Annotated in this window: 22 protein-coding genes and 4 pseudogenes; 9 read left to right on the plus strand and 17 right to left on the minus strand. The window is 70.0% G+C overall.

What is annotated here, in order from left to right; genetic code table 11:
• Positions 1-5: 5 nt before the first annotated feature.
• From AC31A1_RS01045 to AC31A1_RS01095, 11 genes are all read right to left on the minus strand, one after another.
• Positions 6-1,211 carry an acetyl-CoA C-acetyltransferase gene (locus tag AC31A1_RS01045; RefSeq protein ID WP_489651377.1) on the minus strand — a complete coding sequence of 402 codons (1,206 nt, stop codon included), beginning with the start codon at positions 1,209-1,211 and terminating at the stop codon, positions 6-8.
• Positions 1,212-1,216: 5 nt separating this feature from the next.
• Positions 1,217-2,479 (minus strand): acetyl-CoA hydrolase/transferase family protein, encoded by a 1,263-nt coding sequence (locus tag AC31A1_RS01050; protein WP_489651335.1) that lies wholly within the window; start codon positions 2,477-2,479, stop codon positions 1,217-1,219.
• Between the two features lie 11 nt (positions 2,480-2,490).
• Positions 2,491-2,760, minus strand: coding sequence for a hypothetical protein (locus AC31A1_RS01055; protein WP_489651336.1), 270 nt, complete (start codon positions 2,758-2,760; stop codon positions 2,491-2,493).
• 11 nt (positions 2,761-2,771) lie between these two features.
• Entirely contained in the window at positions 2,772-3,290 is a 519-nt protein-coding gene (locus AC31A1_RS01060; protein ID WP_489651337.1) for an aromatic-ring-hydroxylating dioxygenase subunit beta, read from the minus strand.
• Positions 3,287-4,564: an aromatic ring-hydroxylating oxygenase subunit alpha gene (locus AC31A1_RS01065; protein ID WP_489651338.1), complete on the minus strand. Its 1,278-nt coding sequence runs from the start codon at positions 4,562-4,564 to the stop codon at positions 3,287-3,289. Before AC31A1_RS01065 ends, AC31A1_RS01060 begins: the two co-directional genes overlap by 4 nt.
• Before the next feature lie 281 nt (positions 4,565-4,845).
• Positions 4,846-6,411, minus strand: a complete 1,566-nt coding sequence (locus AC31A1_RS01070) for a class I adenylate-forming enzyme family protein (RefSeq protein WP_489651339.1) — start codon at positions 6,409-6,411, stop codon at positions 4,846-4,848.
• A gap of 56 nt (positions 6,412-6,467) precedes the next feature.
• Positions 6,468-7,268, minus strand: a complete 801-nt coding sequence (locus AC31A1_RS01075) for an enoyl-CoA hydratase/isomerase family protein (RefSeq protein ID WP_405846678.1) — start codon at positions 7,266-7,268, stop codon at positions 6,468-6,470.
• A 10-nt stretch (positions 7,269-7,278) separates the two neighbouring features.
• Entirely contained in the window at positions 7,279-8,088 is an 810-nt protein-coding gene (locus AC31A1_RS01080; protein WP_405846676.1) for an enoyl-CoA hydratase/isomerase family protein, read from the minus strand.
• Position 8,089: 1 nt separating this feature from the next.
• Entirely contained in the window at positions 8,090-8,872 is a 783-nt protein-coding gene (locus AC31A1_RS01085; protein ID WP_489651340.1) for an enoyl-CoA hydratase/isomerase family protein, read from the minus strand.
• Positions 8,869-9,618, minus strand: a complete 750-nt coding sequence (gene fabG / locus AC31A1_RS01090) for a 3-oxoacyl-ACP reductase FabG (RefSeq protein ID WP_489651341.1) — start codon at positions 9,616-9,618, stop codon at positions 8,869-8,871. The genes AC31A1_RS01085 and fabG overlap by 4 nt, the downstream gene beginning before the upstream one ends.
• Positions 9,618-10,070 (minus strand): MaoC family dehydratase, encoded by a 453-nt coding sequence (locus AC31A1_RS01095; protein WP_489651342.1) that lies wholly within the window; start codon positions 10,068-10,070, stop codon positions 9,618-9,620. Before AC31A1_RS01095 ends, fabG begins: the two co-directional genes overlap by 1 nt.
• Before the next feature lie 103 nt (positions 10,071-10,173).
• Between AC31A1_RS01095 and AC31A1_RS01100 the strand changes: the two genes are divergently transcribed.
• The 5 genes and pseudogenes from AC31A1_RS01100 to AC31A1_RS01120 form a co-directional block, all read left to right on the plus strand.
• Positions 10,174-10,974, plus strand: a complete 801-nt coding sequence (locus AC31A1_RS01100; RefSeq protein WP_489651343.1) for an SDR family NAD(P)-dependent oxidoreductase — start codon at positions 10,174-10,176, stop codon at positions 10,972-10,974.
• A gap of 12 nt (positions 10,975-10,986) precedes the next feature.
• Positions 10,987-11,616: a TetR/AcrR family transcriptional regulator gene (locus tag AC31A1_RS01105; protein WP_489651344.1), complete on the plus strand. Its 630-nt coding sequence runs from the start codon at positions 10,987-10,989 to the stop codon at positions 11,614-11,616.
• A gap of 68 nt (positions 11,617-11,684) precedes the next feature.
• The gene (locus tag AC31A1_RS01110) at positions 11,685-12,839 is read left to right on the plus strand and encodes an acetyl-CoA C-acetyltransferase (protein WP_405846667.1); all 1,155 of its coding nucleotides are present in this window, start codon (positions 11,685-11,687) and stop codon (positions 12,837-12,839) included.
• 4 nt (positions 12,840-12,843) lie between these two features.
• Complete coding sequence (locus AC31A1_RS01115) at positions 12,844-14,004, plus strand: acyl-CoA dehydrogenase family protein (protein WP_405846665.1); 1,161 nt, start codon at positions 12,844-12,846, stop codon at positions 14,002-14,004.
• Positions 14,005-14,757: 753 nt separating this feature from the next.
• A pseudogene (locus AC31A1_RS01120) lies at positions 14,758-15,018 on the plus strand (helix-turn-helix domain-containing protein); the annotation flags it as partial.
• Between the two features lie 68 nt (positions 15,019-15,086).
• Here the strand turns inward: AC31A1_RS01120 and AC31A1_RS01125 are convergent.
• A complete protein-coding gene (locus AC31A1_RS01125; protein WP_489651345.1) occupies positions 15,087-16,652 on the minus strand; it encodes a class I adenylate-forming enzyme family protein in 1,566 nt (521 codons plus the stop codon).
• Between the two features lie 108 nt (positions 16,653-16,760).
• Positions 16,761-17,214, minus strand: a pseudogene (locus tag AC31A1_RS01130) (phosphoglucomutase, alpha-D-glucose phosphate-specific); the annotation flags it as partial.
• 148 nt (positions 17,215-17,362) lie between these two features.
• Here AC31A1_RS01130 and AC31A1_RS01135 point away from each other — a divergent pair.
• The 4 genes and pseudogenes from AC31A1_RS01135 to AC31A1_RS01150 all read left to right on the plus strand — a co-directional run.
• A complete protein-coding gene (locus tag AC31A1_RS01135) occupies positions 17,363-18,004 on the plus strand; it encodes a helix-turn-helix transcriptional regulator (RefSeq protein ID WP_489651378.1) in 642 nt (213 codons plus the stop codon).
• Positions 18,005-18,013: 9 nt separating this feature from the next.
• Entirely contained in the window at positions 18,014-19,018 is a 1,005-nt protein-coding gene (locus AC31A1_RS01140) for an ornithine cyclodeaminase family protein (RefSeq protein ID WP_489651346.1), read from the plus strand.
• Positions 19,015-20,190, plus strand: a complete 1,176-nt coding sequence (locus AC31A1_RS01145; protein WP_489651347.1) for a DSD1 family PLP-dependent enzyme — start codon at positions 19,015-19,017, stop codon at positions 20,188-20,190. Before AC31A1_RS01140 ends, AC31A1_RS01145 begins: the two co-directional genes overlap by 4 nt.
• A gap of 430 nt (positions 20,191-20,620) precedes the next feature.
• A pseudogene (locus AC31A1_RS01150) lies at positions 20,621-20,731 on the plus strand (hypothetical protein); the annotation flags it as partial.
• Between the two features lie 351 nt (positions 20,732-21,082).
• Here the strand turns inward: AC31A1_RS01150 and AC31A1_RS01155 are convergent.
• The 4 genes and pseudogenes from AC31A1_RS01155 to AC31A1_RS01170 form a co-directional block, all read right to left on the minus strand.
• Positions 21,083-21,775, minus strand: a complete 693-nt coding sequence (locus AC31A1_RS01155; RefSeq protein ID WP_489651348.1) for an alpha/beta fold hydrolase — start codon at positions 21,773-21,775, stop codon at positions 21,083-21,085.
• Positions 21,772-22,587: a citryl-CoA lyase gene (locus AC31A1_RS01160; protein WP_489651349.1), complete on the minus strand. Its 816-nt coding sequence runs from the start codon at positions 22,585-22,587 to the stop codon at positions 21,772-21,774. Before AC31A1_RS01160 ends, AC31A1_RS01155 begins: the two co-directional genes overlap by 4 nt.
• A pseudogene (locus AC31A1_RS01165) lies at positions 22,580-22,888 on the minus strand (CoA transferase); the annotation flags it as partial. The pseudogene AC31A1_RS01165 and the gene AC31A1_RS01160, both read right to left, overlap by 8 nt.
• Positions 22,889-23,240: 352 nt before the next feature.
• Positions 23,241-24,176, minus strand: coding sequence for a glycosyl hydrolase (locus tag AC31A1_RS01170; protein ID WP_489651350.1), 936 nt, complete (start codon positions 24,174-24,176; stop codon positions 23,241-23,243).
• Positions 24,177-24,208 lie beyond the last annotated feature (32 nt).

Genomic DNA, 24,208 nt, shown 5'->3' on the forward strand with positions numbered 1-24,208 from the left:
GATGGTCACGCCGCCTCGAAGATCGCGGCCATGCCCTGGCCGCCGCCGATGCACATGGACTCCAGGGCATACCGGCCGTCCCGGCGCCGCAGTTCGTGCAGCATCGTGGCGAGGATGCGGACCCCGGTGGCGGCGATGGGGTGGCCGAGCGAGATGCCGGAGCCGTTGACGTTGAGCCGGTCGTCGTCCTCGTCGTACTTGAGTCCCCAGCCCTTCAGGACGGCCAGGACCTGGCAGGCGAACGCCTCGTTCAGCTCGACCAGGTCCAGGTCGTCGAAGCCGAGCCCGGTCCTGGCGAACAGCTTCGCGACCGCCGGGACCGGCCCGATGCCCATCATCGAGGGCTCGCAGCCGGCCGCCGCCCATCCGCGCAGGAAGCCGATCGGCTCCAGGCCGAGGGCGTCGAGCTTGTCCTCGGCGACCACCAGGCAGGCCGCCGCGGCGTCGTTCTGCTGACTGGAGTTGCCCGCGGTGACGGTGCCGCCCGGCATCAGCGTGCGCAGTCCAGCGAGGGTGTGCGGGGTGGAGTCGGGGCGGATGCCCTCGTCCCGCCCGAAGGAGAGGGGCTCGCCGCGTCGCTGGGGAACCTCGACCGGCACGACCTCGTCGGCGAAGCGTCCGGCTTCCCAGGCCGCGGCGGCGCGCCGGTGGCTGCGGGCCGCGTACGCGTCGGCTTCCTCTCGGGTGATCGCGTACCGCCCGGCGAGGTTCTCGGCGGTTTCGACCATGCCGCTGATCGGGCCGAACCGCTCCTGCGGCTGCGAGCGTTCGCGGCCGCGGTCGAGCCGGTCGTGGAGCTCTACGGAGCCGGAGCGGGTGCCCCAGCGGACGTTCGTGGAGTAGTGCTCGATGTTGCTCATGCTCTCCACGCCGCCCGCCAGCACCACATCGGCGGCGCCGGTCTGCACCATCATCGCCGCGGTGACCACGGCCTGCAGTCCGCCGCCGCAGCGCCGGTCGAGCTGGAAGCCGGGCAACGCGACCGGCAGTCCGGCGTTCAGGGCGGCCCAGCGTCCGATGCACGGGGCCTCGGAGTTGGCGTACGACTGGGCGAAGGAGACGTCCTCGATACGGTCCGGGTCGATGCCGGAGCGCTCCACCACCGCCCTGATGACGACGGACGCCAGGTCGTGCGCGGGGAGCGGGCGCAGCGTCCCGCCGAAGGCACCGACCGGGGTGCGCAGCGGCGCGACGATCGCGGCTCGGGGCATAGCGGTCATGCCGGGGCTCCTTGCTCTTCGAGCGCGGCTTCCAGCGCCGCACGGTGGTCTGGGTGGGCGATGGCGAGCATCCGTTCACGGCGTACGCGCAGGGGTTGTCCGCGCAGGTCGGCGACCCCGTACTCGGTGACGAACAGCCCCGCGTCGCTGCGTGAGGTGCTCACCGGACCGGACAGACGGGCCACCACGCGACTCGCGGGGCCGGCGGTGGAAGGCAGGGCGACGACGGGCAGGCCGCCCGGGGACCTGGCGGCCCCGCGAAGGAAGTCCCCTGCCCCGCCGACCGCTCCGACGTAACGCCCCCCGGCCAGTTCGGAGTTGACCTGTCCGGAGAGGTCGACCTCGATGGCCGAGTTGATGGCGACCAGCCGGTATTGCGCCGCCAGCGTCTGCGGGTCGTGGGTGTAGCCGGTGTCGCGCAGCTGGATCGCCGGGTTGCGGTGGGCGAACCGGAACAGCCGCCGGGTGCCCATCAGCAGTCCGCCGACCGCTCTGCCTCGGTCGAGCGTCTTTCGGGCGCCCGTGACGACGCCGGCCTCGATCAGGTCCATCGCCGCGTCGTTGATCAGACCTGAGTGGATGCCCAGGTCGCGGCGGTCGGTCAGCAGGCCGAGCACGGCCTCGGGGAGCGCGCCGACGCCGAACTGGAGCGTGGCGCCGTCGTCCACCAGGCCCGCCACCCGGGCCGCGACGCGTGCGGTGACGCCGTCCGGCGTGCCGGGCCGCAGTTCGGCGGGCGGGCGTGAGGTGCGGACCACCACGTCGAGATCGGACGCACCGAGTGTACGGGGGCCGTACGTGTACGGGACCTGGTCGTTCACCTCGGCGATCACCACCCGGGCGGTACGCAGGGCCGCCCCCAGGTAGTCGTCGGCCAGGCCCGGGCTGTAACGGCCGTCGCCGCCGGACGGCGGGAGCTGGACGAGCACGACGTCCGCGCGCAGAGGGCCCGCACCGAGCAGACCGGGGAGGCTGGAGTAGGGCGCGGGCAGCACATCCAGCAGCCCTGCCCGGTGCAGGGCCCGGTTGCCGCCGCTGCCGATGTAGGAGACGAAGGACACCAGGTCGGCGTGGTCCGGGCGGACGGTGTCGGTCGCCGGGATGCCGAGGAAGCACCTGAAGTGCCCGATGTCGGCGCGCTGTTGCATCAGCCGCTCGGTCAGGGTCTGTGGCTCGGCGCATGCCTGGCCCCAGACGACGGTGTCGCCCTCCCGTATGTACCGGGAGAGGTCGAGCGCGTCGGGTGTGACGTCGTCCATGTCCCTGCCCGTCAACTGCCCGCGTCGTCGCGCCAGCGGTGCGCCGACGGATCCAGCAGCCGGCGCAGATCTCCGTCGGGGAGCCACACGAGGGTCTCAAGTTCGAGCGCGTCCAGATACCGGACCCGTCCGGTGCGCAGGTCCTCCAGCCGCAGCCGGGGGCCGTTGGCCGCAGTGTCGATGCTCACCGCGACCTCGGCGAATTCGCTGCCTACGGTCCCGGTCAGGGGCTTGGTCCCGCTCTCGGTCTCGATTCCAGTGTCAGTCTCGGTCTCGGTCATCTGTACGGTCCTCAGATCAGGAAGGCCAGGGTGGGCAGCGCCCGGTCGTGGTTGACCAGGACGACCTTCTTGTACGCCAGCCGGATCTGCTCGTCGACGACGCGCAGCCGGTATGTGGTGCGGCCCGCCCAGGTCTCGTTGCCGCGCTCGCGGGACTCGACCAGGACGAAGTTGGCGGCGACCGTGATGTCGCCCGGCTCGCCGGCCCCGTCGGCGTCATCGGCGTCGTCCAGGATCTCCACGTTGGAGATGATCCGGCGGAGGTTCGACGGTGGTGACTGCGAATAGCGCTTCCCGGTCCTGAGCTGCTTCAGGCGGGTGGAGATGCGGCTGCGGTTGTCGCTGATCACCGACATCCGCGGTCCGGGGGCGGCGTCCGGGTCGCTCGCGGGCACCCAGTAGAGGGCGTCCTCGGTCCACAGTGCTTCCCACGCGTCGTAGTCGTGCTCGTCCGCGTAGCGCGCCTCTCGGTACAGGAACTGCTCGACCTGGCGCAGGTCCAGTGCTGTCGCGGTGGCTGGTGCGGTCACTTCTCCGCCTCCATCAGGTTCCGGTAGTGCGACCAGAAGCCGCGCATCCCTGTCTCGTCGGTCGCGGTGCCGATGCGGAAGCCGTTCTCGTCGGTCCGCTCCCGCTCCACGCCCCGGCGGATGTCGACCCATTCCGGGTCGCGCAGGGCAACGCCGCGCTGGTTGCGTTCGTACATCTCGGTGTCGTCGGCGAGCAGCATCCCGGCCGGGCCCACGGAGCCGACGCACTGCGACACCATCCGCCGGTTCAGTTCGGGTGCGCCCTTGAACTGGACGGCGGTGGAGTGCTGGACACACTCACCGACCGACAGTGGCTGGATGACGAAGAGCTGGATCTCGGCGATGAACAGGTTGGGGAAGATCATCACGTGCGGGGATCCCTCGATGAGGATGTCCTCGGCGGCCGGTCCGTGCAGCTCCCGCATGCGTGCCACATAGTCGGGGACCTTGGCCTCGGTGGTGCCGAACCAGCGCATGGGCTCGGCGAAACGACGGAACTCGGGCCGCAGGTCGTTCTCGCTGTGGCCGCCGCCCAGATCGCGGGTCACGGCGGTGGAGTTGTCGCTGTACAGAGCGCCGATCGGGCTGCCGGTGACGCTGAAGATCGAGCCGTGCACGAACTGCGGGTGGTAGCCGTCCGTCTCGTTCTCCGCCAGCAGCTTCCAGTTGGCGCGGGTGCGGTGCTTGAGAAAGCCGGCCGTCAGTTCGACCTCGCCCTCGGGCGAGAGCCGTGCGAGCCGGTCCAGTTCCCCGGTGGCGGCGCCCAGGTGTTCGGCGAGCGTCGGCCCGTCGGGGGCGAAGCTGCCGAAGACGAAGCCCTGGTGGGATGCCACCCTGGGCACCCGCCCGAGCCCGAGTTCGACCTTTCCCTTGCCGCCGTACCCCTTGTTGTACGGGTAGCCGAGCAGCTCACCGTTGTTGCGGTAGGTCCAGCCGTGGTAGGGGCAACGGAAGGAGTTGGAGTTGCCGCTCGGCGCGTCGCACACCAGGTTGGCCCGGTGGGCGCAGCGGTTGAGCAGCAGGTGCACCTCACCGTCGCGGTCGCGGGTCATGATGACGTCCTGCGGACCGATGCTCTTGCGCACGTAGTCACCCGATTCGGGCACCTCGCTGACGTGCCCGACGTACACCCAGGTGCGGTACCAGATGCGTTCCAGTTCCTCGGCGAAGATCTCCGGGTCGGTGTACATCGAACCGTGCACCCTTGTCGGCTGGATCAGCCGCTCGTACTTGCCTACTTGCTCGTGTGCCGTCTCCGGCAGCGTGGCAGTCATCTCCGCCGTCCTCCAAGCGCTTCTGGGCGTACCGCACCAGCCGGAACCGCGCATCGTGCCGGCGGGTGTGGTGGGCAGCTCGACCGTCCGCGAGCCGGACGGGCCGGTCGGTCGTGTCACTGTGGCCGATGACCCGTCCGTCGTTGATCACGACGGGACGGGCCGCCGTACCTCGCGGCTTAGGCGATCGAGCTGTTTTTTAATTGACTTTAGATTAAGCGATCCAGGGTCGGATCGGCAACCGATACGAGCGGATGAGTTGCGCGCCTCGCGAAGCGGGCTCAGTCGAGATCGCGCAGTGTCCCGGCGGTGACGGCGTCGCGGAGTTTGAACTTGCGTACCTTGCCGGCCGGGGTGACCGGCATCTCGTCGGCGACGTACCAGTGTTGCGGGACCTTGTACTTGGCGAGGCGAGCGCGGCAGTGCTCCACCAGGGCGTCGCGCAGCCCGGCGGGCTGCTCTCCCGCGAGCCGGACAACGGCGGCGACCGCCTCGCCCATCTTCGCGTCCGGCACCGCGACGACGGCCGCTTCCAGCACGGCCTCGTGCCCCAGCAGACAGGTCTCGATCTCCACCGGCGCGATGTTCTCGCCACCGCGGATGATCAGCTCCTTGAGCCGCCCGGTGACGGTGATCACGCCGCGCGCGTCCATGGCTCCGAGGTCACCGGTATGCACCCAGCCTCCGGAGTCGACCGTGCGCGCGGTCGACTCCGGGTCGTGCAGGTACTCAATCATCTGCTGGTAGCCCCGTGCACAGATCTCCCCGGGTGTGCCCAGTGGCTGCACCGCACCGGTGATCGGATCGACGATCTTGCACTCCACCTGCGGCAACGGCCGGCCCACCGTGTCCGTGAGGTCCTCAGGGCTGTCCGAACGCCCGGTGGCCGTCAGCGTCGGCCCCAGCTCCGTCTGGCCGTACAGGATGTGCACCGAGGCTCCGAACAGCTGCCGGGTCGCCTCGACCAACGCGGCGGGCACGTTCGCCCCGCCAACCACGACGGTGCGCAGCGCGGGCGCCGTACCACCGGCGTCGCGGGCGGCCTCGACCAGTGCGCCCAGCATCGCGGGGACGCAGAACAGGGCGGTGGCCTGTTCCTTCTCCATCAGTTCCAGTACGGGGGCGGGCCGGAAATGTTCGACGAGTACCACGCAGCCGCCCAGCCACAACGATCCGAGGGTGGCCACCACGCACCCGGCCGTGTGGAACATGGGCAGCGGGTTGACCTGCACCGCGCCCGGCTCGGCCTGCGCCCTCTCCGCGGACAGCTTCGCGACGTTGACGAGGGACCGGTGGCGCAGCAGTACTCCTTTGGGCAGGCCGGTGGTACCCGAGGTGTACTGCAGCATCACCGGTGCGTCGGCGTCCTGGAGGACGGCCGTGGCGGGCGGGTCCGCCGACTCGGCCAGCCAGCGGTCACGTGCGGAGAGCGAGACGACCTCGCGCAGCGCGGGGCACCGGGACCGGACGGAGGCCGCGACGGCCGCGAGGTCGTAGTCGCGGCTGACGTCGGCGTGCAGGAGCATCGCGGCGCCCGAGTGGTTGACGGCGTAGACCAGTTCGTCGGCGCGGAGCACCGGGTTGAGCGCGACGAGGGTCATCCCGGCCAGCGCGGCGCCGTACTGGATGACCGGCCACTCGATGACGTTCGGCGCCCACAGGGCGATGAACTCCCCGGGCTCGGCCAGTCGCAGCAGGGCGGTGGCCACCCGCCGGGCCTCGGTGTACAGGTCCTGGTAGGTCAGCCGGCGCTGCTCACCGGTGCCGTGCGCGGTGCCGACCAGGGCGGGGGCGTTGCCCTGGGTCCTGGCACGTTCGGCGAGCAGCGAACCGACGGTGTACTCCACCAGGGGCACGCTGTCGTCTCTTGGCCACTGTGATGTGGTGAGCGGCTCTCTCATTTTCAGCATCCCTTGAATACGGGCCGGCGTCGCTCGTGGAAGGCGGCAACACCTTCTGCGAAGTCCGCCGAGTCGAACAGACGGGTCTGGTGCTCGACCTCGCGGTCGAGTGCCGCGCGCGGATCGCCTGCCTGGCAGGCGCCGAGCATCATCTTGATCGCGGACAGTGCGAGCGGTGGGCCCTCGGCGATCCGTTCGGCATCGGCCAGCGCCCAGTCCAAGGCGCTCCCCGGCTCGACCAGTTCGTCGGCGAGCCCGAGAGCGAGGGCTTGTGGGCCCTGGATCCGGCGGGGCAGCAACAGCAGCTGACGGGCCGTCGCGAGTCCGGTTCTGGCCGGCAGCGATATCGATATCCCCATGTCACCGGCGAGTCCCACGCCGGTGAACGCCGTGTTGAAGGACGCGTCGGACGCGGCCACGACCCGGTCGCAGGCCAGCGCGAGCGCCGCCCCGGCGCCGTACGCGAAGCCCTCGACCGCCGCCACGACCGGTGTGGGGCCGTCCCACACGGCCCGGATCACCCGCTGGGCGGCCCGCGCCCTGGGGCGGCTCTCCTCCGGGCCCTGTCGGCGCATGGTGGAGACGTCACCGCCGGAGCAGAAGGTGCCGCCGGCGCCGGTCAGCACGATCGCGCGTACGGAGGTGTCGGCCATCGCGGCTTCCAGCTTCTCCGCGAGCACCACCCGCAGGGCCAGATCGATGGCGTTGCGTTTGTCCGGCCGGTTCAGGGTCAGCACGCGGACCGGGCCGTAATCCTGGAGCAGAACGATGTCCGCGTCGTTGCCCTGGCTGTCCTTGCTCATCGCGTCCCCCTCACCGGCCCGTGAAGATCGGCGGCCTGCGTTCGAGCACCGCCGCCAGCCCTTCCCTGGAATCGGCGGTGCCGGAGAGTTCGGCGACCGTACGGGCCTCCTCGGACAGCCGTTCCGGCACACCGGCGCCGACGCCGCTCCACAGCAGCCGCTTGGTCGCCGCCAGCGCGAGAGGGGCACCCGCGGCGAGGTCGCGGGCGAACGCGAGGGCGTCGTCGAGCAGCCGTTCGTCCGGTACGACCCTGGTGAGCAGCCCCGCGTCCAGCGCCTCGGCGGCGGTCAGGGTGGGGTTGGTCAGCAGGATCTCCATCGCCTTGCGCAGGCCCACGAGCTGGGTCAGCGTCACCGACACGCCGGCGTCGGGGGCCATGCCGACCCGTACCGCGCCCGACATGAACTTCGCCGACTCGGCCGCGATGACGAAGTCGGCCGAGCAGACGAGCCCGAAGCCGCCCCCGCCGGCCGCGAAGCCGTGCACCGCTGCGATGACCGGGGCCTGCAGGTGGAGGAGCGCGGAGGCGGCGATCTGGAGCCAGGAGGTCGCCTCCCGAAGATAGTCCGGAAGGTCTTCGCCCTTGGCGGCGAAGGTGTGGACGTCGCCGCCCGCGCAGAAGTGCCGGCCCTCTCCGGTGATCAGCACCACGCGCACGCCGGGTTCGGCGTGGCAGCGCATGACGGCCGCGTGGAGCGCCTGGAGGAACGGTACGTCCAGGCCGTTGGACGCCTCGGGGCGGTTGAGCCGCAGTCGTGCGACGCCGTCGGCGTCCAGGTCCAGGAGCACCGGCCCGGAGTCGATCAGTTTGTCCGTCATCTCAGTTGCCTTTCGTGACTTTGGCCGTGAAGGTGGTGATCCCGGCGCCCGCCGCCGCCCCGGCGATGTGGGCCAGTACCGCGGCGCGCTCCAGGGCGAGACCGTCCTCCAGCGGCAGCCGCAGCCCTTCGTGCACGAGGTGTTTGGCGGCAGAGAGCGCCTGCGGGTCCTTGCCGCCGAGCCGCTCGGCGAACTGTGCCACCGCCTCCTCGAACCCCTCGTCCGGCAGGCACCGGTAGGCCAGCCCCCAGTCGACGGCCTCGGCGGCGGTCAGCCGGTCTCCGGTGAGGATGTGCGCCAGGGCCCGCTGGCGCCCCACGAGGCGGGGCAGCCGCTGGGTGCTGCCGCCACCGGGAATCTGGCCGAAGTTCGTGTGTGTGTCGGAGATCGTGGCCCGTTCGTGCACCAGCGCGATGTCGCAGGACTGCATCAGTTCGAATCCGCCAGCCATCGCGTAGCCCTCGACCACCGCCACCACGGGGACGGGCAGGGTCGCGATCACCGCGCAGGCCCGGCCGAAGTTGTCGAAGAGCGGCGCCATGGCCGCCGGCCCCCGGGCCCGCAGCCGCTCCAGTTCTCTGAAGTCGCCGCCGACCGAGAAGTTGCCGCCCGCGCCGCGGATCAGGATGACCCGCGCCGAGGCGGCGAGTTCCGTCAGCGCGTCCCACAGTTGACGGCCGAGTTCGACCGTGATCGCGTTCATCGCCTCGGGACGGTCGAGCAGGATGTGGCCCACCGCACCGTCCGTGCGGGTTCGTACGACGTGTGCGACCTGGGTACTCACATCAATCGCCCGCCGCCCACTTCCAGTACCGCGCCGGTCATGTAACTCGACAGATCGGACGCGAGGAACAGGACGGCCCCGGCGACCTCCCTGGGCTGCCCCGCCCGCTTCATGGGGATGTCGGCCTCGCGTGCCGCGAAGACCTCCGGCGGCATCGCCTCGGTCATGGCGGTACGGATCAGGCCCGGCTGCACCGCGTTGACCCGGACCCCGCGGTGGGCGAGTTCCTTGGCCGCCGCCTTCGTCAGACCCACGATGCCCGCCTTGGCGGCGCTGTAGTTGGTCTGTCCGGGGTTGCCGGACTTCCCGGACAGCGAGGAGATGTTCACGATCGATCCTCGTCCGGCCTCGCGCATCACCGCCGACGCCGCCCGCACCCCGAGCCAGGTCCCCTTGAGGTGAACCCCGATCACGGCGTCGAAGTCCGCGGCGCTCATCCTGCGCAGCGAGGCATCGCGGGTGATCCCGGCGTTGTTCACCAGGATGTCCAGGCCTCCAAAGCGCTCGGCGGTGTACCGCACCGCGTTCTCGACCGACGCCTCGTCGGTGACGTCGCAGCCCAGCCCCAGCACGGAGTCCGCGTCGCCGCCGGCGATCTCCGCCGCGGCCTTCGCCGCCCGCTCGGCGTCCACATCTGCCAGGGTCACGCGCGCGCCGTGTTCGTGCAGAAGCCGGGCGATCTCCAGTCCGATCCCCTGGCCGGCGCCGGTCACGATCGCGGACCGGCCCGCCACCAGCCCGCCCATCAGCCGACGTACCGCACGACGGAGTCGACCACGCAGGCGGGCTTCGTGCCGCCCTCGATCTCGATGACGGTGGACAGCTTCAGCTGGACCGCGCCGTCGAGAGGAGTCACCTCGGCGATGCGGGATGTGGCCCGCAGCTTGGAGCCGACCGGCACGGGCGCCGGGAAGCGCACCTTGTCCAACCCGTAGTTGACCGCCATGCGGACGCCGTCGACACGGTAGATCTGCTGCAGGAACGCCGGCAGCAGGGACAGAGTGAGCAGACCGTGGGCGATGGTGGAGCCGAAGGGTCCCTGGGCGGCGCGCTCGGCGTCCACGTGGATCCACTGGTGGTCGCCGGTGGCGTCGGCGAACCGGTCGATCCGCTCCTGGTCCACCGCGACCCAGTCGCTGCTGCCGAGGCTCTCCCCCGCCGCGATGACGAGTTCGGGCAGGCCGTCGAAGATCTTCATGTTTCGCTCCGGGGCTGGTCAGAATTTTGAATCTAATCTAGATTCATAAATGTCGGGGGTCAACGGTTGTGAAGCGACCGAGGTGCGAGGGAGCGGAGAGAGCATGGATCTAGGACTCGGCGGCGCGCGGGTGCTGGTCACCGGCGGGGCCTCCAACATCGGCCGCGGAATCGTGCACGGCTTCGCTGCCGAGGGCGCGCGGGTGCTGATCTGCGACATCGACGGCGACCAGGCCGCGAAGGTGCGGGACGAAGCGCTGGCGCGCGGGGCGGCCGAGGCCGAGGTCGCCATAGCGGACCTGGCGGTCGAAGGGTCGGGCAGGGCCATGGTCGACCGGGTCGTCGAGGCGTGGGGCGGGATCGACGTACTGGTGAACAACGCGGGCCTGAGCCTGCCGGGGTTCATCGCCGAGGACACCGACCGCGACGGCTGGCGGCGCATGGTCGACGTCAACCTGTTCGGTGCCGTCGAGTGCACCCAGGGCGCCCTCGCCGCGATGCGGGGGGCGGGAAGCGGATCGATCGTGTTCATCTCCAGCGACGCGGCCTTCGGCGAGATACGGCAAGGGGTGTACGGAGCGACCAAGGCCGCACTGATCGCACTGGCCCGCACCGTCGCCCGGGAGCACGGCCGGCACGGCATCCGGTCGAACGTCGTCTGCCCCGGACTCGTGCTCCCCGAAAGCCCCGACGCGATCGGCACCCGCAGCCTGTGGGCGGTCGGCGGCCGTGACGCCGTCTTCGACGACCGGCAGATCGAGGCGGTGCGCAGGCAGATCCCGCTACGCCGGCTCACCACGGCCGAGGACGTCTCCGACGCCGTGGTCTGGGTCTCCTCGGAGCGCGCGGCCCGGCAGGTGACCGGCCAGGTCCTCTCGGTCAGCGGCGGCTACTCAATGCCGTAGGAGGCACTCTCTGTGGACACCACCAGCAACAACAACATGACGAAACCGGTACCGGAGGCGAAGTCGGCGGCCACCCGGGACCGTATCCTGGCCGCCGCGGCGCGGGTACTGAGCCTCAAGGGCTACGCCGCGACCCGGCTGTCGGACATCGCCGACCTCGCCGGAGTGCGTACGCCCGCCGTCTACTACTACTTCCCCTCCCGCGAAGTACTGATCACCGAGGTCATGGTGGTCGGCCAGCTGCGGCTGCGGGAGCACGTCGAGACCGAGCTGGCCGCACTGCCCGTCGGCACACCACCGATGGACCGGATCTGCGCCGCTGTGGAGGCACATCTCCAGGTGGAGCTGGATCTGTCGGACTTCGCCACCGCCGTCACCCGCAACAGCGGCCAGCTGCCCGACGAGGTACGCGCCCGGCTGCGCGAAGAGAGCGGCGCCTATCTCGCGCTGTGGCGGGATCTGCTGGCGACCGCGAAGGCCGCGGGAGCCATCAGGGACGGCCTGGACCTGCGTGTGGCTCGCATGCTGGTCATGGGCGCCCTCAACTGGACACCGGAGTGGTGGAACCCCCGCCAGGGTTCGCTGACCGGCGTCATCCGCACCGCTCAGAGCCTGGTGCGACACGGACTCGGCGCGCCCTGACCTTCGGGCCCGCCATCACCCACATCCCCTTCCCCATCACCCCACATCCCCTTCCACTGGAGGACCTCATGCCCGAGGCGTACATCATCGACGCGCTGCGCACCCCTGTCGGCCGGCGCGGTGGCGGCTTCGCCCAGACCCATCCGGCCGATCTCGGCGCCCACGTCATCCGTTCCGTGGTCCGCCGCGGCGACTTCGACCCGGCCGCGATCGACGACGTCATCTTCGGCTGCCTGGACCAAATCGGCTCACAGGCCGGCGACATCGCCCGTACCTGCGCGCTGGCCGCCGGACTGCCCGAGTCGGTGCCCGGTGTGACCATCGACCGGCAGTGCGGCTCGTCCCAGCAGGCGGTGCACTTCGCCGCGCAGGCCGTCATGTCCGGCACGGCCGATCTCATCGTGGCCGGCGGCGTGCAGAAAATGAGCCAGTTCCCGATCCTGTGCGCATTCGGCGCCGGTGAGCCCTACGGCGCCACCGACCCGTGGACCGGTTCCCAGGGCTGGCAGGAGCGCTACGGCGACCAGGAGATCTCCCAGTTCCGCGGCGCCGAGATGATCGCGGAGAAGTGGGGCCTTGAGCGGTCCGTGATGGAGGAGTTCGCTCTTGAGAGCCACCGGCGTGCCCTGACCGCCCAGAAGGAGGGCCGCTTCGACGCCGAAATCATCCCGTTCGACAAAGTCACGGCCGACGAGGGCCCACGTCCCGACACCACCCGGGAGAAGATGGCGGGGCTCAAGACGCTGATTCCCGGCGGGCGCTTGACCGCCGCGGTGTCCAGTCAGATCTCCGACGCGTCCTCCGCGATGCTCATCGCCTCCGAGCAGGCCGTACGCACGCACGGGTTCACACCCCGAGCGCGTATCCACCACCTGTCGGTGCGCGGCGCCGACCCCGTGATGATGCTGGCCGCCCCCATCCCCGCCACCGAGCACGCCCTGAAGAAGGCCGGACTCACGATCGACGACATCGATCTGGTCGAGATCAACGAGGCCTTCGCCTCGGTCGTCCTCGCCTGGCAGGCCGACATCGGCGCCGACCCGGCCCGGGTCAACGTCAACGGCGGCGCCATCGCGCTCGGCCACCCGCTCGGCGCCACCGGCACCCGGCTGATGACCACCCTGCTGAACGAACTGGAACGCACCGGCGGCCGCTACGGCCTGCAGACCATGTGCGAGGGCGGCGGCCAGGCCAACGTCACCATCATCGAGAGGCTCGGCTGACCCCATGCGCAGGGATCTGTACACCGAAGACCACGAGCAGTACCGCGAGACCGTCCGCGAGTTCCTCGCCCGCGAGGTCGTCCCCCACCACGATCGGTGGGAGTCCGAACGATGGATCGACCGCAAGGTCCTCGCCACGGCCGCGCAGCAGGGAATCTACGGCCTGCAGATCGGTGAAGAATACGGCGGCGCCGCCGAGAGCGACTACCGCTACCGCATGGTCGTCTGCGAGGAGGTCGCCCGCGTCCACGCGCTGTCCTTCGGTCTCACCGTCGCCCTGCAGGACGACCTGGTGCTGCACTACCTGCTGGATCTGACCAATGACGAGCAGAAGCGACGCTGGCTGCCCGGTTTCGGCTCCGGTCACGTCATCGGCGCACTTGCGATGACCGAACCGGGAACCGGCAGCGACCTGCGCGGTATCCGTACCTCGGCCCGCAGGGACGGCGACGACTGGATCCTGAACGGCCAGAAGACCTTCATCTCCAGCGGAATGACGGCGGACCTGGTGATCGTCGCCGCACGCACGGACCCCGACGCCGGGTCGCGCGGTTTCAGCCTCCTGGTGGTCGAGCGGGACATGCCGGGCTTCACCCGTGGCCGCAAGTTGGACAAGATCGGACTCCCCGCTCAGGACACCGCCGAGCTCTACTTCGAGGACGTACGCGTGCCGGCCGCCAACGTGCTCGGCGCCCCGGGCACGGGCCTGCAGCAGCTCATGAGCCATCTACCCAGGGAACGGCTCGGAGTGACCGCCATGGCGATCGCCACCAGCCGGGCGATCTTCGACCTCACCCGCGACTACTGCTTCGAGCGCCGGGCATTCGGCAAACCCATCGGCGACTTCCAGCACATCCGCTTCGAACTCGCCGAGATGGCCACCGAGATCGACGTGGCGGAGGCCTACGTCGACCGCTCGGTGCACGCCTACAACGCGGGCCAGCTGACCCCGGTGGACGCGGCCAAGGGCAAGTGGTTCGTGAGCGAGCTACAGAAGCGGGTCGTCGACCGATGTCTGCAACTGCACGGCGGCTACGGCTACATGACGGAGTACCCGGTCGGCCGGGCATACGTCGACACAAGGATCCAGACGATCTACGGCGGCACCACCGAGATCATGAAGGATCTCATCGGACGTGACCTGGCATCGAAGGGCCGCACCTGACGGTCTGCGCCCGGGCATGCGGCGAGATGCCCGGGACGGGATCGAGGGCACTGCAACCACGGCCTCGTCGAGACCGGCCGGGTGAAGGGATCACCTCAAGCAATGTCACGGTCCCTTCACCCGCCGCCGACGGCGATCACGGGCCTTCACCGGCCTTGCCACGATCGTGATCGGCGCCCTCCGGAAATGCCCGGGGCGACGCAACCGGATGACCCCCGCTGGGTGAAGAACGACGAACCGGACGCCGGCGGGAAGCGGGTGGCGGATCTGGACACCTCGGGGCGGCGACTCCCCCACCTGCTTCGCACGCGGGGCCTGCACCAGACCAGGAATGAGTTGCCCTACGTGCCGGAAGCGGACGCCGCAGGCATCATGCGCTACGCACCTACCGCCAGTGTGCCTGGGCCGCCGGCCGCCGTACCGACTCCCGGTGGGACCTGGCAGCACGTGTAACTGTGGCGCCCGGTCAACTCTTCGCACTGCCCGGCGCCATGCCGACCGTATCTGCCGCCGAGATGCCGATCGACTACCTCACTGGCCACTTCGCGCTCACCCGGCGCGCAGAGCCGAGGCCGACGAGGCAGTGCTGATACATGGTGCCGACGTCATCGGCAGCGCGGCTCCGCACCCGCGCCGCGCCTGGGTTTGCGCGGCATCGCGGGGGTGAGTGGACCTCGCAAGACGGAGGCCGCGCGGACCGCCGCGTGCCGACCTGGTGGTACAGATTGACGGCTGGCTCGCCGGTCCGCGAGCATGTCGGCAGCCGGGGCGCAGACATCATGCCCTACTCACGGGGATCGGTTCGCTGACTCCCTGCGCACCCTCGCCGTGTGTGCCGCGCTAGAGCCCGCCTACGGACATCGCGCAACTCAAGACGCTGGTCGCAGTGGCGGAGGTGTGGGCGGCGTGACGTGCGCCGCCGAGCTGCTGCACTTCGTCCGGTCCGCCGTCGCCAGGCAGATCCACACCCTGAGGGACGAGCTGGGCACCGCCTTCTTCGAGCGCGCCCGACACGGCGTGCGGCCCAAGAAGCACTCGGCGTCATCATTGCCGGTCTCCGAGAAAGCACCACCGACCTGTTCTCAGGCTCCGGAGATCCGGTGCGTCGCACCCTTCCAGAACTGGTCGCGGACCTGGCGGCGCAGGATCTTGCCCAGTCCCGACTTGGGGAGCGAGTCGACGACCTCAACGCTGGTCACCTTCTTGGTGGGACCCACCATCCGCCTGCTCTCGGCGATGATCTCCTCCTCAGTCAGCGAGCAGTCCGGATCGAGCACCACGAACGCGCGGGGAGTCTCCCCCCACTTCTCGTGCGGGACGCCGATCACGCACACCTCCCGGACTCCCGGGATGGACTCGATGGCGTTCTCAAGCTGGGCGGGCCAGATGTTGTAGCCCCCAGAGATGATCATGTCCTCCTTGCGGTCCGCGAGGAACAGGAAGCCATGGTCGTCGAGGTAGCCCATGTCGCGAGTGAGGATGCTGCCGTCGGGGAGTATCCGGGCGGCCGTGGCCTCGGGATCCTTCCAGATCTCCTTCATCCCACCCGGCGCCTTGGCCGCGATCTCACCGATCTCGTACGGCGGCAATGGGTTCCCCTCGTCGTCCACAACGGTGACGGTCGTATTCGGGGTCGGCCGCCCCACAGAGCGCATGAGGCGCCGCTCCTCCTCCGTCCCGTCCGGCTTGTGCTGGTGGGGCAGGAGCATGGTGATGGTGATCGACTCACTCTGCGCGTAGAGCTGGTAAAGGACCGGGCCGAACCTCTTCAGAGCCCGCGTCATCGTCGTCTCCGATATCGGGGACGCCGCGTAGTTGAGGCAGCGCAGACTGCTCAGGTCGCGACGTTCGATATCGGGGTGGGCCAGCATCGCCTGGATCATCGTCGGCACGACCAGGGTCACCGTGGGCTTCTGCTCTTCGATGAGTTCGAGGGCGCGGCCCGCATCGAAGCCGGGCATCACGATGATGCGACCGCCGACCTGCAGCAGCGGCCACAGCCAGAGGACGGCGGCGTGGGTGAGCTGCCCCGCGGCCAGGTAGGCGTCCCGCTCGTCGAGCTGAGGAGTCACCCAGCGGTACTCGGCATTGTTGTCCAGCCACTGCTGGACGGTGTGGACGATGCCCTTGGGACGGCCCGTCGTTCCGGCGGAGAACCGGATCACGTGGATGTCGTCGGGGTCCGAACCCACACGGGGGCGGCCACTCTCGGCAGCCGCGAGGACAGCTTCGTATTCAAGGGCTCCGTCCGTGGCCGGACCGTCGAACACGATGACGTGCTTGAGCTCCGGCAGCAAGTCGAAGTGCGGGCGGATCTCGTCGATCAGCTTCGCGTTGACCAGCAGCGCCTTGGCGTCCACCAGTCCGAGCAGGTAGGCGTTGACCTCACCGGTCTCATGGGCGTAAAGCCCCGCCCGCACGAACCCGCCCATGGCGATCCCGGCGATCTGCTCCGGGATCTCGAAGGCGTTCGGGCTGAGCATGGCCACCCGATCGCCCTTGACGAGGCCGAGCCCGGTGAGCATGTTCGCCAAGCGGCAGGAGCGATCGAACAGCTCTTCATGGGTCTGCGTCCTGCCGTCGCACCACACAGCGACCCGTCCGCCATGGCGGACGGCGGAGTTCTGAATGATCGTTCCAAAGTCCATGGGGGCGACTCCCTGATGCCGAGCCGACGCTGCACGTGAGGCAGCAGGCGCGAGAAGGAATTTTAATTTATTCTATATTCAATTCTAGGAAGGAGGTCAAGCCTCCGCAGCAGGCGGGTTGCGTGAGGGGGTGACCACCGCGCCGTCGGCGAGACCGGAGGCGCGGCCGCGGTTGTGGGTGAGGATGGCGTACGAGACGGCGGCGGTGGCCGTGTAGCCGTCCGCGCCGTCGATGAGCACGGTCACCTCGTTGGCCGCGAACACCTCGGGTGCGGTGACCCGCGCAGGCTCAGACAGGGCATGGATGTCGGCGCCGAGGAAGAGCGGGCCGCCGACGCCCTACTCGGCGCCGCACCCGCAGATCGCCTGACTGGTCGCGGCGATGTGGTCGTCGTTGAACGCGGCCGCCAGGGACGACCCGCGGTTTCCTGACGTCCCGAACGGCACCCGCCGGCCCGGAGCGGCTGCCGTTCGGGTGCAGCGCGTAGTACGCGGTGACCAGCCGGGCGATGTCGACGAGGTCCTCGGGGCGTGCCGAACTGCCCGCTCGCTCGTGCTGAATACACCCGTTCCTGGCGGCCAGCTGGACACGGAACGGGAGATTCGGTTAGATTTTCCGTCTAGAATCAGAAAGAGAATCTAATTCACAGGTGGGAAGGGTTTCCGTGGACGGCGTCGTGGACAGTGCGGACAAGAGCGGCCACAAGGGGCTGGCTGTAACCACCTCTGACGAGGCGGACGAGCATCTCATCCGGGAGGCCGAGAAGGTCGCTGTCGCGCTGGGCCGCATGTTCCCGGGCCTGTGCGAGGTGGTTCTGCATGACCTGCGCAATCCGCGGCATGCGATCCGGGCGATCGAGAACAACCTCTCCGGCCGCGAGGTCGGGGACTCCGTCACGGAGCTGGGCCTGGCCCGCATCGAGGACCCCGACTACCCGAGCGTCATCCAGAACTACCCCAACCGGTTCCCCGACGGCCGCCCGGCCAAGAGCACGTCCATCGGCATCAAGAACACCGCAGGCGAATATGTCGCGGCCCTCTGTCTGAACCTCGACGTGTCCGTCCTGTCACCCATGACGCTCGCGTTGTCGAACCTGGTGGCCACGGACACCGAACACCGCGACCAGCCTCTGGAGGCGCTCCGGGACCGCAACGCGCGCGAACTGCGTCAGGTGGTGGAGGCGCTGGCTGCGGAGCGCGCCGCCGCCCCCCGGTCACTGAGCCGGGAGGACAAGAAGGCACTCGTGCGGCAGCTCCACCAGGACGGCTACTTCGACTCGCGCGACGCCGCGCAGACCATCGCGGACCTACTCGGCGTGTCCCGAGCGACCGTCTACAACTACAGCAAGTGAAAGGCCCTGATGACCGCCACCGGATCGACCACCGAGACAGTGTCTGCTCCCTCCTCCGGTTCGGGCCGCCCATCGACCGCACGGGGTCTGCTGCACATCACCGAGGAGGAGACCGCCGCGCTCGTGGACGAGGAACTTGCCCTGGCGGCGGCCCGGGCCGCCTTCGCCGCGACGGTGGACGGCGCTGTCTTTCCCAGTCTCGCCGTGCACGGGTCCGACCCGCGCAACCGCTTCACGCTCAAGCCGTCCGCATCCGCGACGCACGCCGCAGTGAAGATCGGCACCTACTGGCCGGGCAACACGGAGCACGGTCTGCCGCGTCACCACTCCACTCTGCTGCTGCTGGACCAGACGATCGGCCGTATCGCGGCCGTACTGGAAGTGGGCACGGCCAACGCTTACCGAACCGCCGCGGCCGACGCCCTCGCCGTCGAACTGCTGTCCCGGCCGGAAGCCGCCACCCTGGCCGTCTTCGGCACCGGTCACCAGGCCGCCTATGAGGTGCGGGCCGTGAGCCGCGTCCGGCCCATCGAGGAAGTCCTGGTCGTAGGACGCACCGCGGCGCGTGCCGAGCGGATGGCCGCAACACTGACCTCACAAGGCCACGCTGCCCGTGCTTGCGGCGCGGAGGAAGCCTGCGCCCGTGCCGATGTGATCGTCACCGCCACCACTGCTCGGGCCGACACCCCGCCCCTGTTCGAGGCCGGATGGGTCCGCCCCGGCACGCACATCTCCTGCATGGGTGCCGACGCCCCCGGCAAGCGCGAACTCCCACCCGAACTGTTCGGCCGCACACGTGTCTTCTGCGACCTGCCCGAACAGGCCCGCCGCATGGGCGAAAGCCAACACGCCCCCACAGCCACAGTCCTGACCCCGCTCGGCGAGGTTCTCACCCACCGCACCACGGGACGCACCGACGACAGCGACATCACCCTCTTCGACAGCTCCGGCATCGGACTGCAGGACCTCTACCTGGGCCTGGCCCTCCTCCAGAAGATGGACATCTCCCTGTGAACGCCGCCGCACACATCAGCCTGACCACCGACCAGACTTTGTCCGACCCGGACACCCCGTTCGCCGTCGTCGACGTGCACAAGGCGCAGCGCAACATCGAACGCCTCAAGGCCAGGGCCGACCGGCTCGGCGTCACCCTGCGACCCCATGTGAAGACCGCCAAGAGCCTCGATGTCGCCGCCCTCATGCACAGCGGCACGCCCTGCCCGGTCACCGTCTCCACGCTCGCCGAGGCCGAGGCGTTCGCCGACGGCGGCTACACCGACATCACCTATGCCGTGGGCATCGACCCCCACAAACTCCCGCGCGTCATCGCCCTACTCAACCGCGGCGTGCGGCTGCGCCTGCTGCTGGACAGCACCGAGCAGGCAGTGTCCATCGCCGAAGCCTCGCGCCGGGCCGGACTGCCCGTTCCCACCCAGATCGAGATCGACTGCGACGGCCACCGCGGCGGCCTCAAGCCCGACGATCCGACGCTGACCGAGATCGGCCGCATCCTGCACGAGGCCGACTGCCTGGACGGCGTGCTGACACACGCGGGCGAGTCCTACTTCGCCTACACCCCGGACGAACAGCGCCTGGCCGCGAAGAACGAACGCGACACCGCCGTCGCCGCCGCCGAGCGGCTGCGCGCGGCCGGACTGCCGCTCGACACCGTCAGCGTCGGCTCCACCCCCACCGCCCATGCCGCCGAGAACCTCACCGGCGTCACCGAACTACGCGCGGGCAACTACGTCTTCTTCGACCTGGTCATGGCCGGCATCGGTGTCTGCCGCATCGAGGACCTCGCGCTGTCGGTGGTCACCACCGTCATCGGCCACCGCCCCGAACAGGGATGGATCATCACCGACGGCGGCTGGATGGCCATGTCCCGCGACCGCGGCACCGCCGCCCAAGCGCAGGACCAGGGCTACGGCCTGGTCACCGACCTGCACGGCACGCTCATCCCTGGCCTGATCATGAGCGCGGCGAGCCAGGAACACGGCACCCTCACCGCCCGCGACGGCGCCGACCTCCCTGACCTCCCCGTCGGCACGCGCCTGCGCGTACTTCCCAACCACGCCTGCGCCACCGCCGCCCAGCACCACGGCTACCACGTCGTCGACAGCACCCGCACCACGAAGACCGCACCAGCGATCCAGGCCTTCTGGGAACGCGTCACCGGCTGGTGAACAACCGGCGCAGCCAATAGACCCGCCGCACCCGTCAGCGGATGCGGCGCAGGGGTTTTGTCCGGCCCCGCCTGCGCGCACATACTCGACGGAGATCCTGGGTGGATGCCGAAGCGCCGGACGAGGTGGACCGGCGACACCGCCCCCTACGCCGTCCGATCCGCGCCCGGCGCCGAGTGAGCGGCGCAGGCACAGAGGCAGGAGGGTACTGGGCCGAACACGGTGAGCCCAAGTCGGTCCGCGACGGCGGTCGCTACCCCGTCAGCGTGCCGTCCAGGAAGGCCGTCATCACCGCCTGGGCCTCCTTCGATGAGGACGCCCGGCCTCTGGCCCGGATCAGGTCCCGCGGGTCACCCGGCAGGACCGGTGGTCGAGACCATACCCGCGGACGAGCCACCACGAAAGACGGGTCGCCTTCGCCGGCGCGACCGTGATCACTGCGCCGGCGGCGTCGGCGGTCACCGGTATTCCGTTGCTGACGGTGATGGGCCCGGCCGCCGCGGCCACCGTGCTGTTCGCGGTCCCGGTCGCCGTCGGTCTCGTACCCGCCGTACTCGCCATGTTCGGAGAACGGCTGCTCCCGCTCGCCCGCCCTACGCAGGAACGCGCCCCCGCGCCTGCGGCGGGCGGGCCACCAGGAGGGCCGGCACGAGCCGCCAGCACTGCCCCACGGACAGCGGGCCGACCGGCTTGTCCAGATCGGCGTCGTACATCGGACCGCGGGAGCTTTGCCCGCAGGCTTATCGGCGAAGCCACCTGAACTGGCGCGGTACCTGACCAGGGGCCCCACACGGACACCGGACCAAAATCTCAGTCGGGCGGGACAAACGGTGGTTCGCCGACGCCATCCATCCACTCGATCTCATCCAGCGGGAAGCAGCCTGTCGAAGCGTCACAGTGCCGCCGCCTGCGCGGCCAGGAACTGGGCCAGCGGTTCGGGTGCCGAGTAGAACGGCGAGTGGTCGCAGTCGAGTTCGATGCGGGTGGTGGCGCGCGCGGCGCAGGCGCGCTGCGCCTCAGGCAGTACGGTCCGGTCAGCTGCGCACACGACGTACGCGCTGGGCGCAATCAACCACGCCGGGTCATCGAGGGGCGTGTCCGGCACCTGGCTGCGCATCGGTCGCCAGAGTGCTGCCGCACGCTCGGCGTATTGCGCGGGCGTGGTGGAGTAGAGCGCCTCGCGGGCGGTCGGCAGCAGGGTCACCGTGCCGTCGGGGGCCGTCTGCGTGGACTGGCGGAAGGCGGGATCGTTCCATTGGGGAGTCAGCCGCGCGGGGGACTCGCCGGGCAGCGGCATGCGCGCCGCGATGTAGACCAGGCGCGAGGCGGCGTGTCCGCCGGCCGAAACCGGCAGGCCGCCGTAGCTGTGTGCGACGAGCAGCACGGGGCCGTGTCGTGCCCCCTCGCGTACGGCGCTGCGCACCGCCTCGGTGTCATCGGTGAAGGAGGTCAGAGGGAGGTCGAGGGCATGGCTGCGGAGGCCGGCATCACCCAGCCGTTCCGTCACCTCGTCCCAGCACCGGGCGCCGTGGTGGGCGCCGTGGACGAGCAGGACGAAGGGCTCACCGGGGAGCGACCCGCTCATGGGCGGTTTCCGGGGTGCGGGTCGGGGGCGACGGGCCGGTTGTTCAGGTCGACGGAGAGGAAGATGTCGTTGGCGACCGGATGCCGCATCTCCTCGGCGAGTTGACCGATCAATCCCGCTGTACGGGCCAGCAGCGCGAAACCGCGCAGCAGCGGCAGGGGCAGGTCGAGGTCGGCCAGGGCCGCCCCGCACACTCCGGCGCCGTTCAGTGGCAGGGTCTTGCCCAGGACCTGCGGATGCGTCCGGCCTATCGCGGCGAACAGCGACAGGTGGGGGCCGAACTGCTGCTCCTCCACGGCGATCTCCATGAGCCGCGAGGTGCGCGGGTCGCCTTCCTTGTGGACGTGATGGCCCAGGCCGGGCACGAACCGTCCCGACGCCCGCTGCGCACTTACGGTTTCGAGGGCGAGCTCGTCCCATCCCGCCTCCTCGCACGGCAGCGGGCCGAGGTGGCGTTCCAGCACCCCGTGCAGAAAGGCCCCGGTGTCCTCGGTGACCCCGAGGAACCGGGAGCCGCCACCCAGCAGTCCGGCGGCGAGTGCGCCCTGTACCGAGTCCGGCGCCGACAGGTACGTGAGGCGGGTGACGATCGCGGTCGGAGTGAAGCCGTGGTCGGCGAGGGCGGCCAGTACGGCCTCGAAAACCCGCACCTGCCCGGGCGTGGGGCGACGCTGGGTGGCGAGCCAGTAGGCGAGTTCGCCGAATCCCACCTCGCCCATCACGTCACGGGCGAGGTCCTTGCCGAGCAAGGTGATCGCGGTGGACGAGGAGGCGCCCAGTGCGGTGGGGTAGGGCGCTGGCAGGTCAGTCACGGACTTCCTCCTGTAGTGCATGCGAAGTGTGCGGTGTCGCCAGCCACTTGCGCAGTTCGGGGCCGTGCTCGTCGAGTTCGGGAGGCGGTAGCTCGTAGCGGGCCGGGGTGGTCGAGAAGGTGATCGGGTGACGTGTCATGGGCACGGTCCGCTCGCCTTCGCCCACCTCGACCACCGGGTCGAGTCCGAAGCGCTCGGCCATGGCGAAGCCCCCGTCGATGGTGTTGATGGGCGCGGCCGGAACGCCGGCTGCGACGAGGGCGTCGAACCAGTCGGCCGCGCGGCGGGTGGCCAGGCGCTCCTACTCCTCGAATTCACCCTGGACGCGCCCGGCATCCACGAGAGCGACGCCGAACGCCGTCGCACCGCCCATGCCGACCTCGCCTCCTGGCTTGACGGCGAGCACCGCACCAACAACACCTACCGCTGACCGCAGCCCCGCCGACGCGGCTCCCGGCTCACCGCAGGGCTCCTCTGCCTCCCCCGGGTCGTCCTGCCCCCGTGCACCCCATCGACCCGGCTCAGGAGAGAAGCTGACGAGGCCCGGGCCGGTCAGCAGAGTCAGCCGGCCGGTCTCGGCCGGGGGTGCGTCAAGGCGGGGAACGAGGGGCTCCCGCCGGTGTGGACGTCACGATCCACACCGGTGCGAGGATCTAGGGCACGGGGGACAGATCGAGCGGTACGGGTTCGTCGCGGTCGCAGTGCAACGTACCGTCGACGACCCGCGCGGCGGCGACCTGGAGTGAGGAACGGCGAGTGGCGTAGCTGTCGTCCTCCGCGGCGTCACCGACTCGGCCCGGGTGCGTGAAGTAGAAGACGTAGGCCGTCTCCCCCTGGACGACCACGTCAGCGTGGAGACCGATGGTCCCGTCGTCGGGACGGTGGCCCGGCTTGTCGAGGATCAGCCCCTGGTGCTCCCAGGTGGTGAGGTCGTCGGAGCGCAGCACGCCCTGGCCGCGCCACTCGTCGACGAGCATCCAGTAGTGGCCGCCGAGTTCGAAGACGTTGGGGCCCTCGTGCGGGCGGTGGCCGACCGTCAGTCCGATCGGCCGCCAGTCGTACAGGTCGGTGCTGTCGGCGGCGTAGGTGAGGGAGCCCCGGGCTTCGTCCTTGAACCACATCCGCCAGCCGCCGCCCGGCAGCGGGAACACGCACGCGTCGATGACGCGGTCGGAGCCGAGGTGCAGGGCGCCGTGATGGGTCCAGTCGAGCAGGTCGGGGCTGGTGTAGTGGCGGATCCGGGCGGCACCGTTCCAGTCGTCGCGGATGCCGCGGAGGTAGCTGACGTACATGTGGTAAAGCCCGTCGTGCCAGATGATCTCCGGCGCCCAGAAGGTGTTGTGCCCCCACTCGGTCTCCAGGCCGGTGAGGGTGCCCCGGTAGGTCCAGGTGCGGCCGCCGTCCGCCGACGCGGCCACACCCAGGTCGGTGCCGTACACCCAGGAGACGCCGGGGCCGGGGGCGGTGGTGCGGCGGTTGGTGTAGACGAGCCACCATTCGCCGTCCTGACGGTTGAAGACGGCGACCGGGTCGGCGGCTCCGTCGTGGACCGGGTCACGGAAGAGCGGGGCACGGGCCACGCGGTTCACGGAGGTCTCCCTTGTCGTGGGGTGGAGAGGTA

This window comes from Streptomyces sp. P5F9, assembly GCF_057961495.1.

Bases quoted from the DNA above. Each gene is read 5' to 3' on its own strand.
- AC31A1_RS01095 (WP_489651342.1), bottom strand. From the start codon at position 10,070: ATGAAGATCTTCGACGGCCTGCCCGAACTCGTCATCGCGGCGGGGGAG.
- AC31A1_RS01055 (WP_489651336.1), bottom strand. From the start codon at position 2,760: ATGACCGAGACCGAGACTGACACTGGAATCGAGACCGAGAGCGGGACC.
- AC31A1_RS01155 (WP_489651348.1), bottom strand. From the start codon at position 21,775: ATGAGCGGGTCGCTCCCCGGTGAGCCCTTCGTCCTGCTCGTCCACGGC.
- fabG (WP_489651341.1), bottom strand. From the start codon at position 9,618: ATGGGCGGGCTGGTGGCGGGCCGGTCCGCGATCGTGACCGGCGCCGGC.
- AC31A1_RS01125 (WP_489651345.1), bottom strand. From the start codon at position 16,652: ATGGACTTTGGAACGATCATTCAGAACTCCGCCGTCCGCCATGGCGGA.
- AC31A1_RS01045 (WP_489651377.1), bottom strand. From the start codon at position 1,211: ATGCCCCGAGCCGCGATCGTCGCGCCGCTGCGCACCCCGGTCGGTGCC.
- AC31A1_RS01065 (WP_489651338.1), bottom strand. From the start codon at position 4,564: ATGACTGCCACGCTGCCGGAGACGGCACACGAGCAAGTAGGCAAGTAC.
- AC31A1_RS01140 (WP_489651346.1), top strand. From the start codon at position 18,014: ATGACCGCCACCGGATCGACCACCGAGACAGTGTCTGCTCCCTCCTCC.
- AC31A1_RS01100 (WP_489651343.1), top strand. From the start codon at position 10,174: ATGGATCTAGGACTCGGCGGCGCGCGGGTGCTGGTCACCGGCGGGGCC.
- AC31A1_RS01110 (WP_405846667.1), top strand. From the start codon at position 11,685: ATGCCCGAGGCGTACATCATCGACGCGCTGCGCACCCCTGTCGGCCGG.
- AC31A1_RS01115 (WP_405846665.1), top strand. From the start codon at position 12,844: ATGCGCAGGGATCTGTACACCGAAGACCACGAGCAGTACCGCGAGACC.
- AC31A1_RS01080 (WP_405846676.1), bottom strand. From the start codon at position 8,088: ATGACGGACAAACTGATCGACTCCGGGCCGGTGCTCCTGGACCTGGAC.
- AC31A1_RS01075 (WP_405846678.1), bottom strand. From the start codon at position 7,268: ATGAGCAAGGACAGCCAGGGCAACGACGCGGACATCGTTCTGCTCCAG.
- AC31A1_RS01050 (WP_489651335.1), bottom strand. From the start codon at position 2,479: ATGGACGACGTCACACCCGACGCGCTCGACCTCTCCCGGTACATACGG.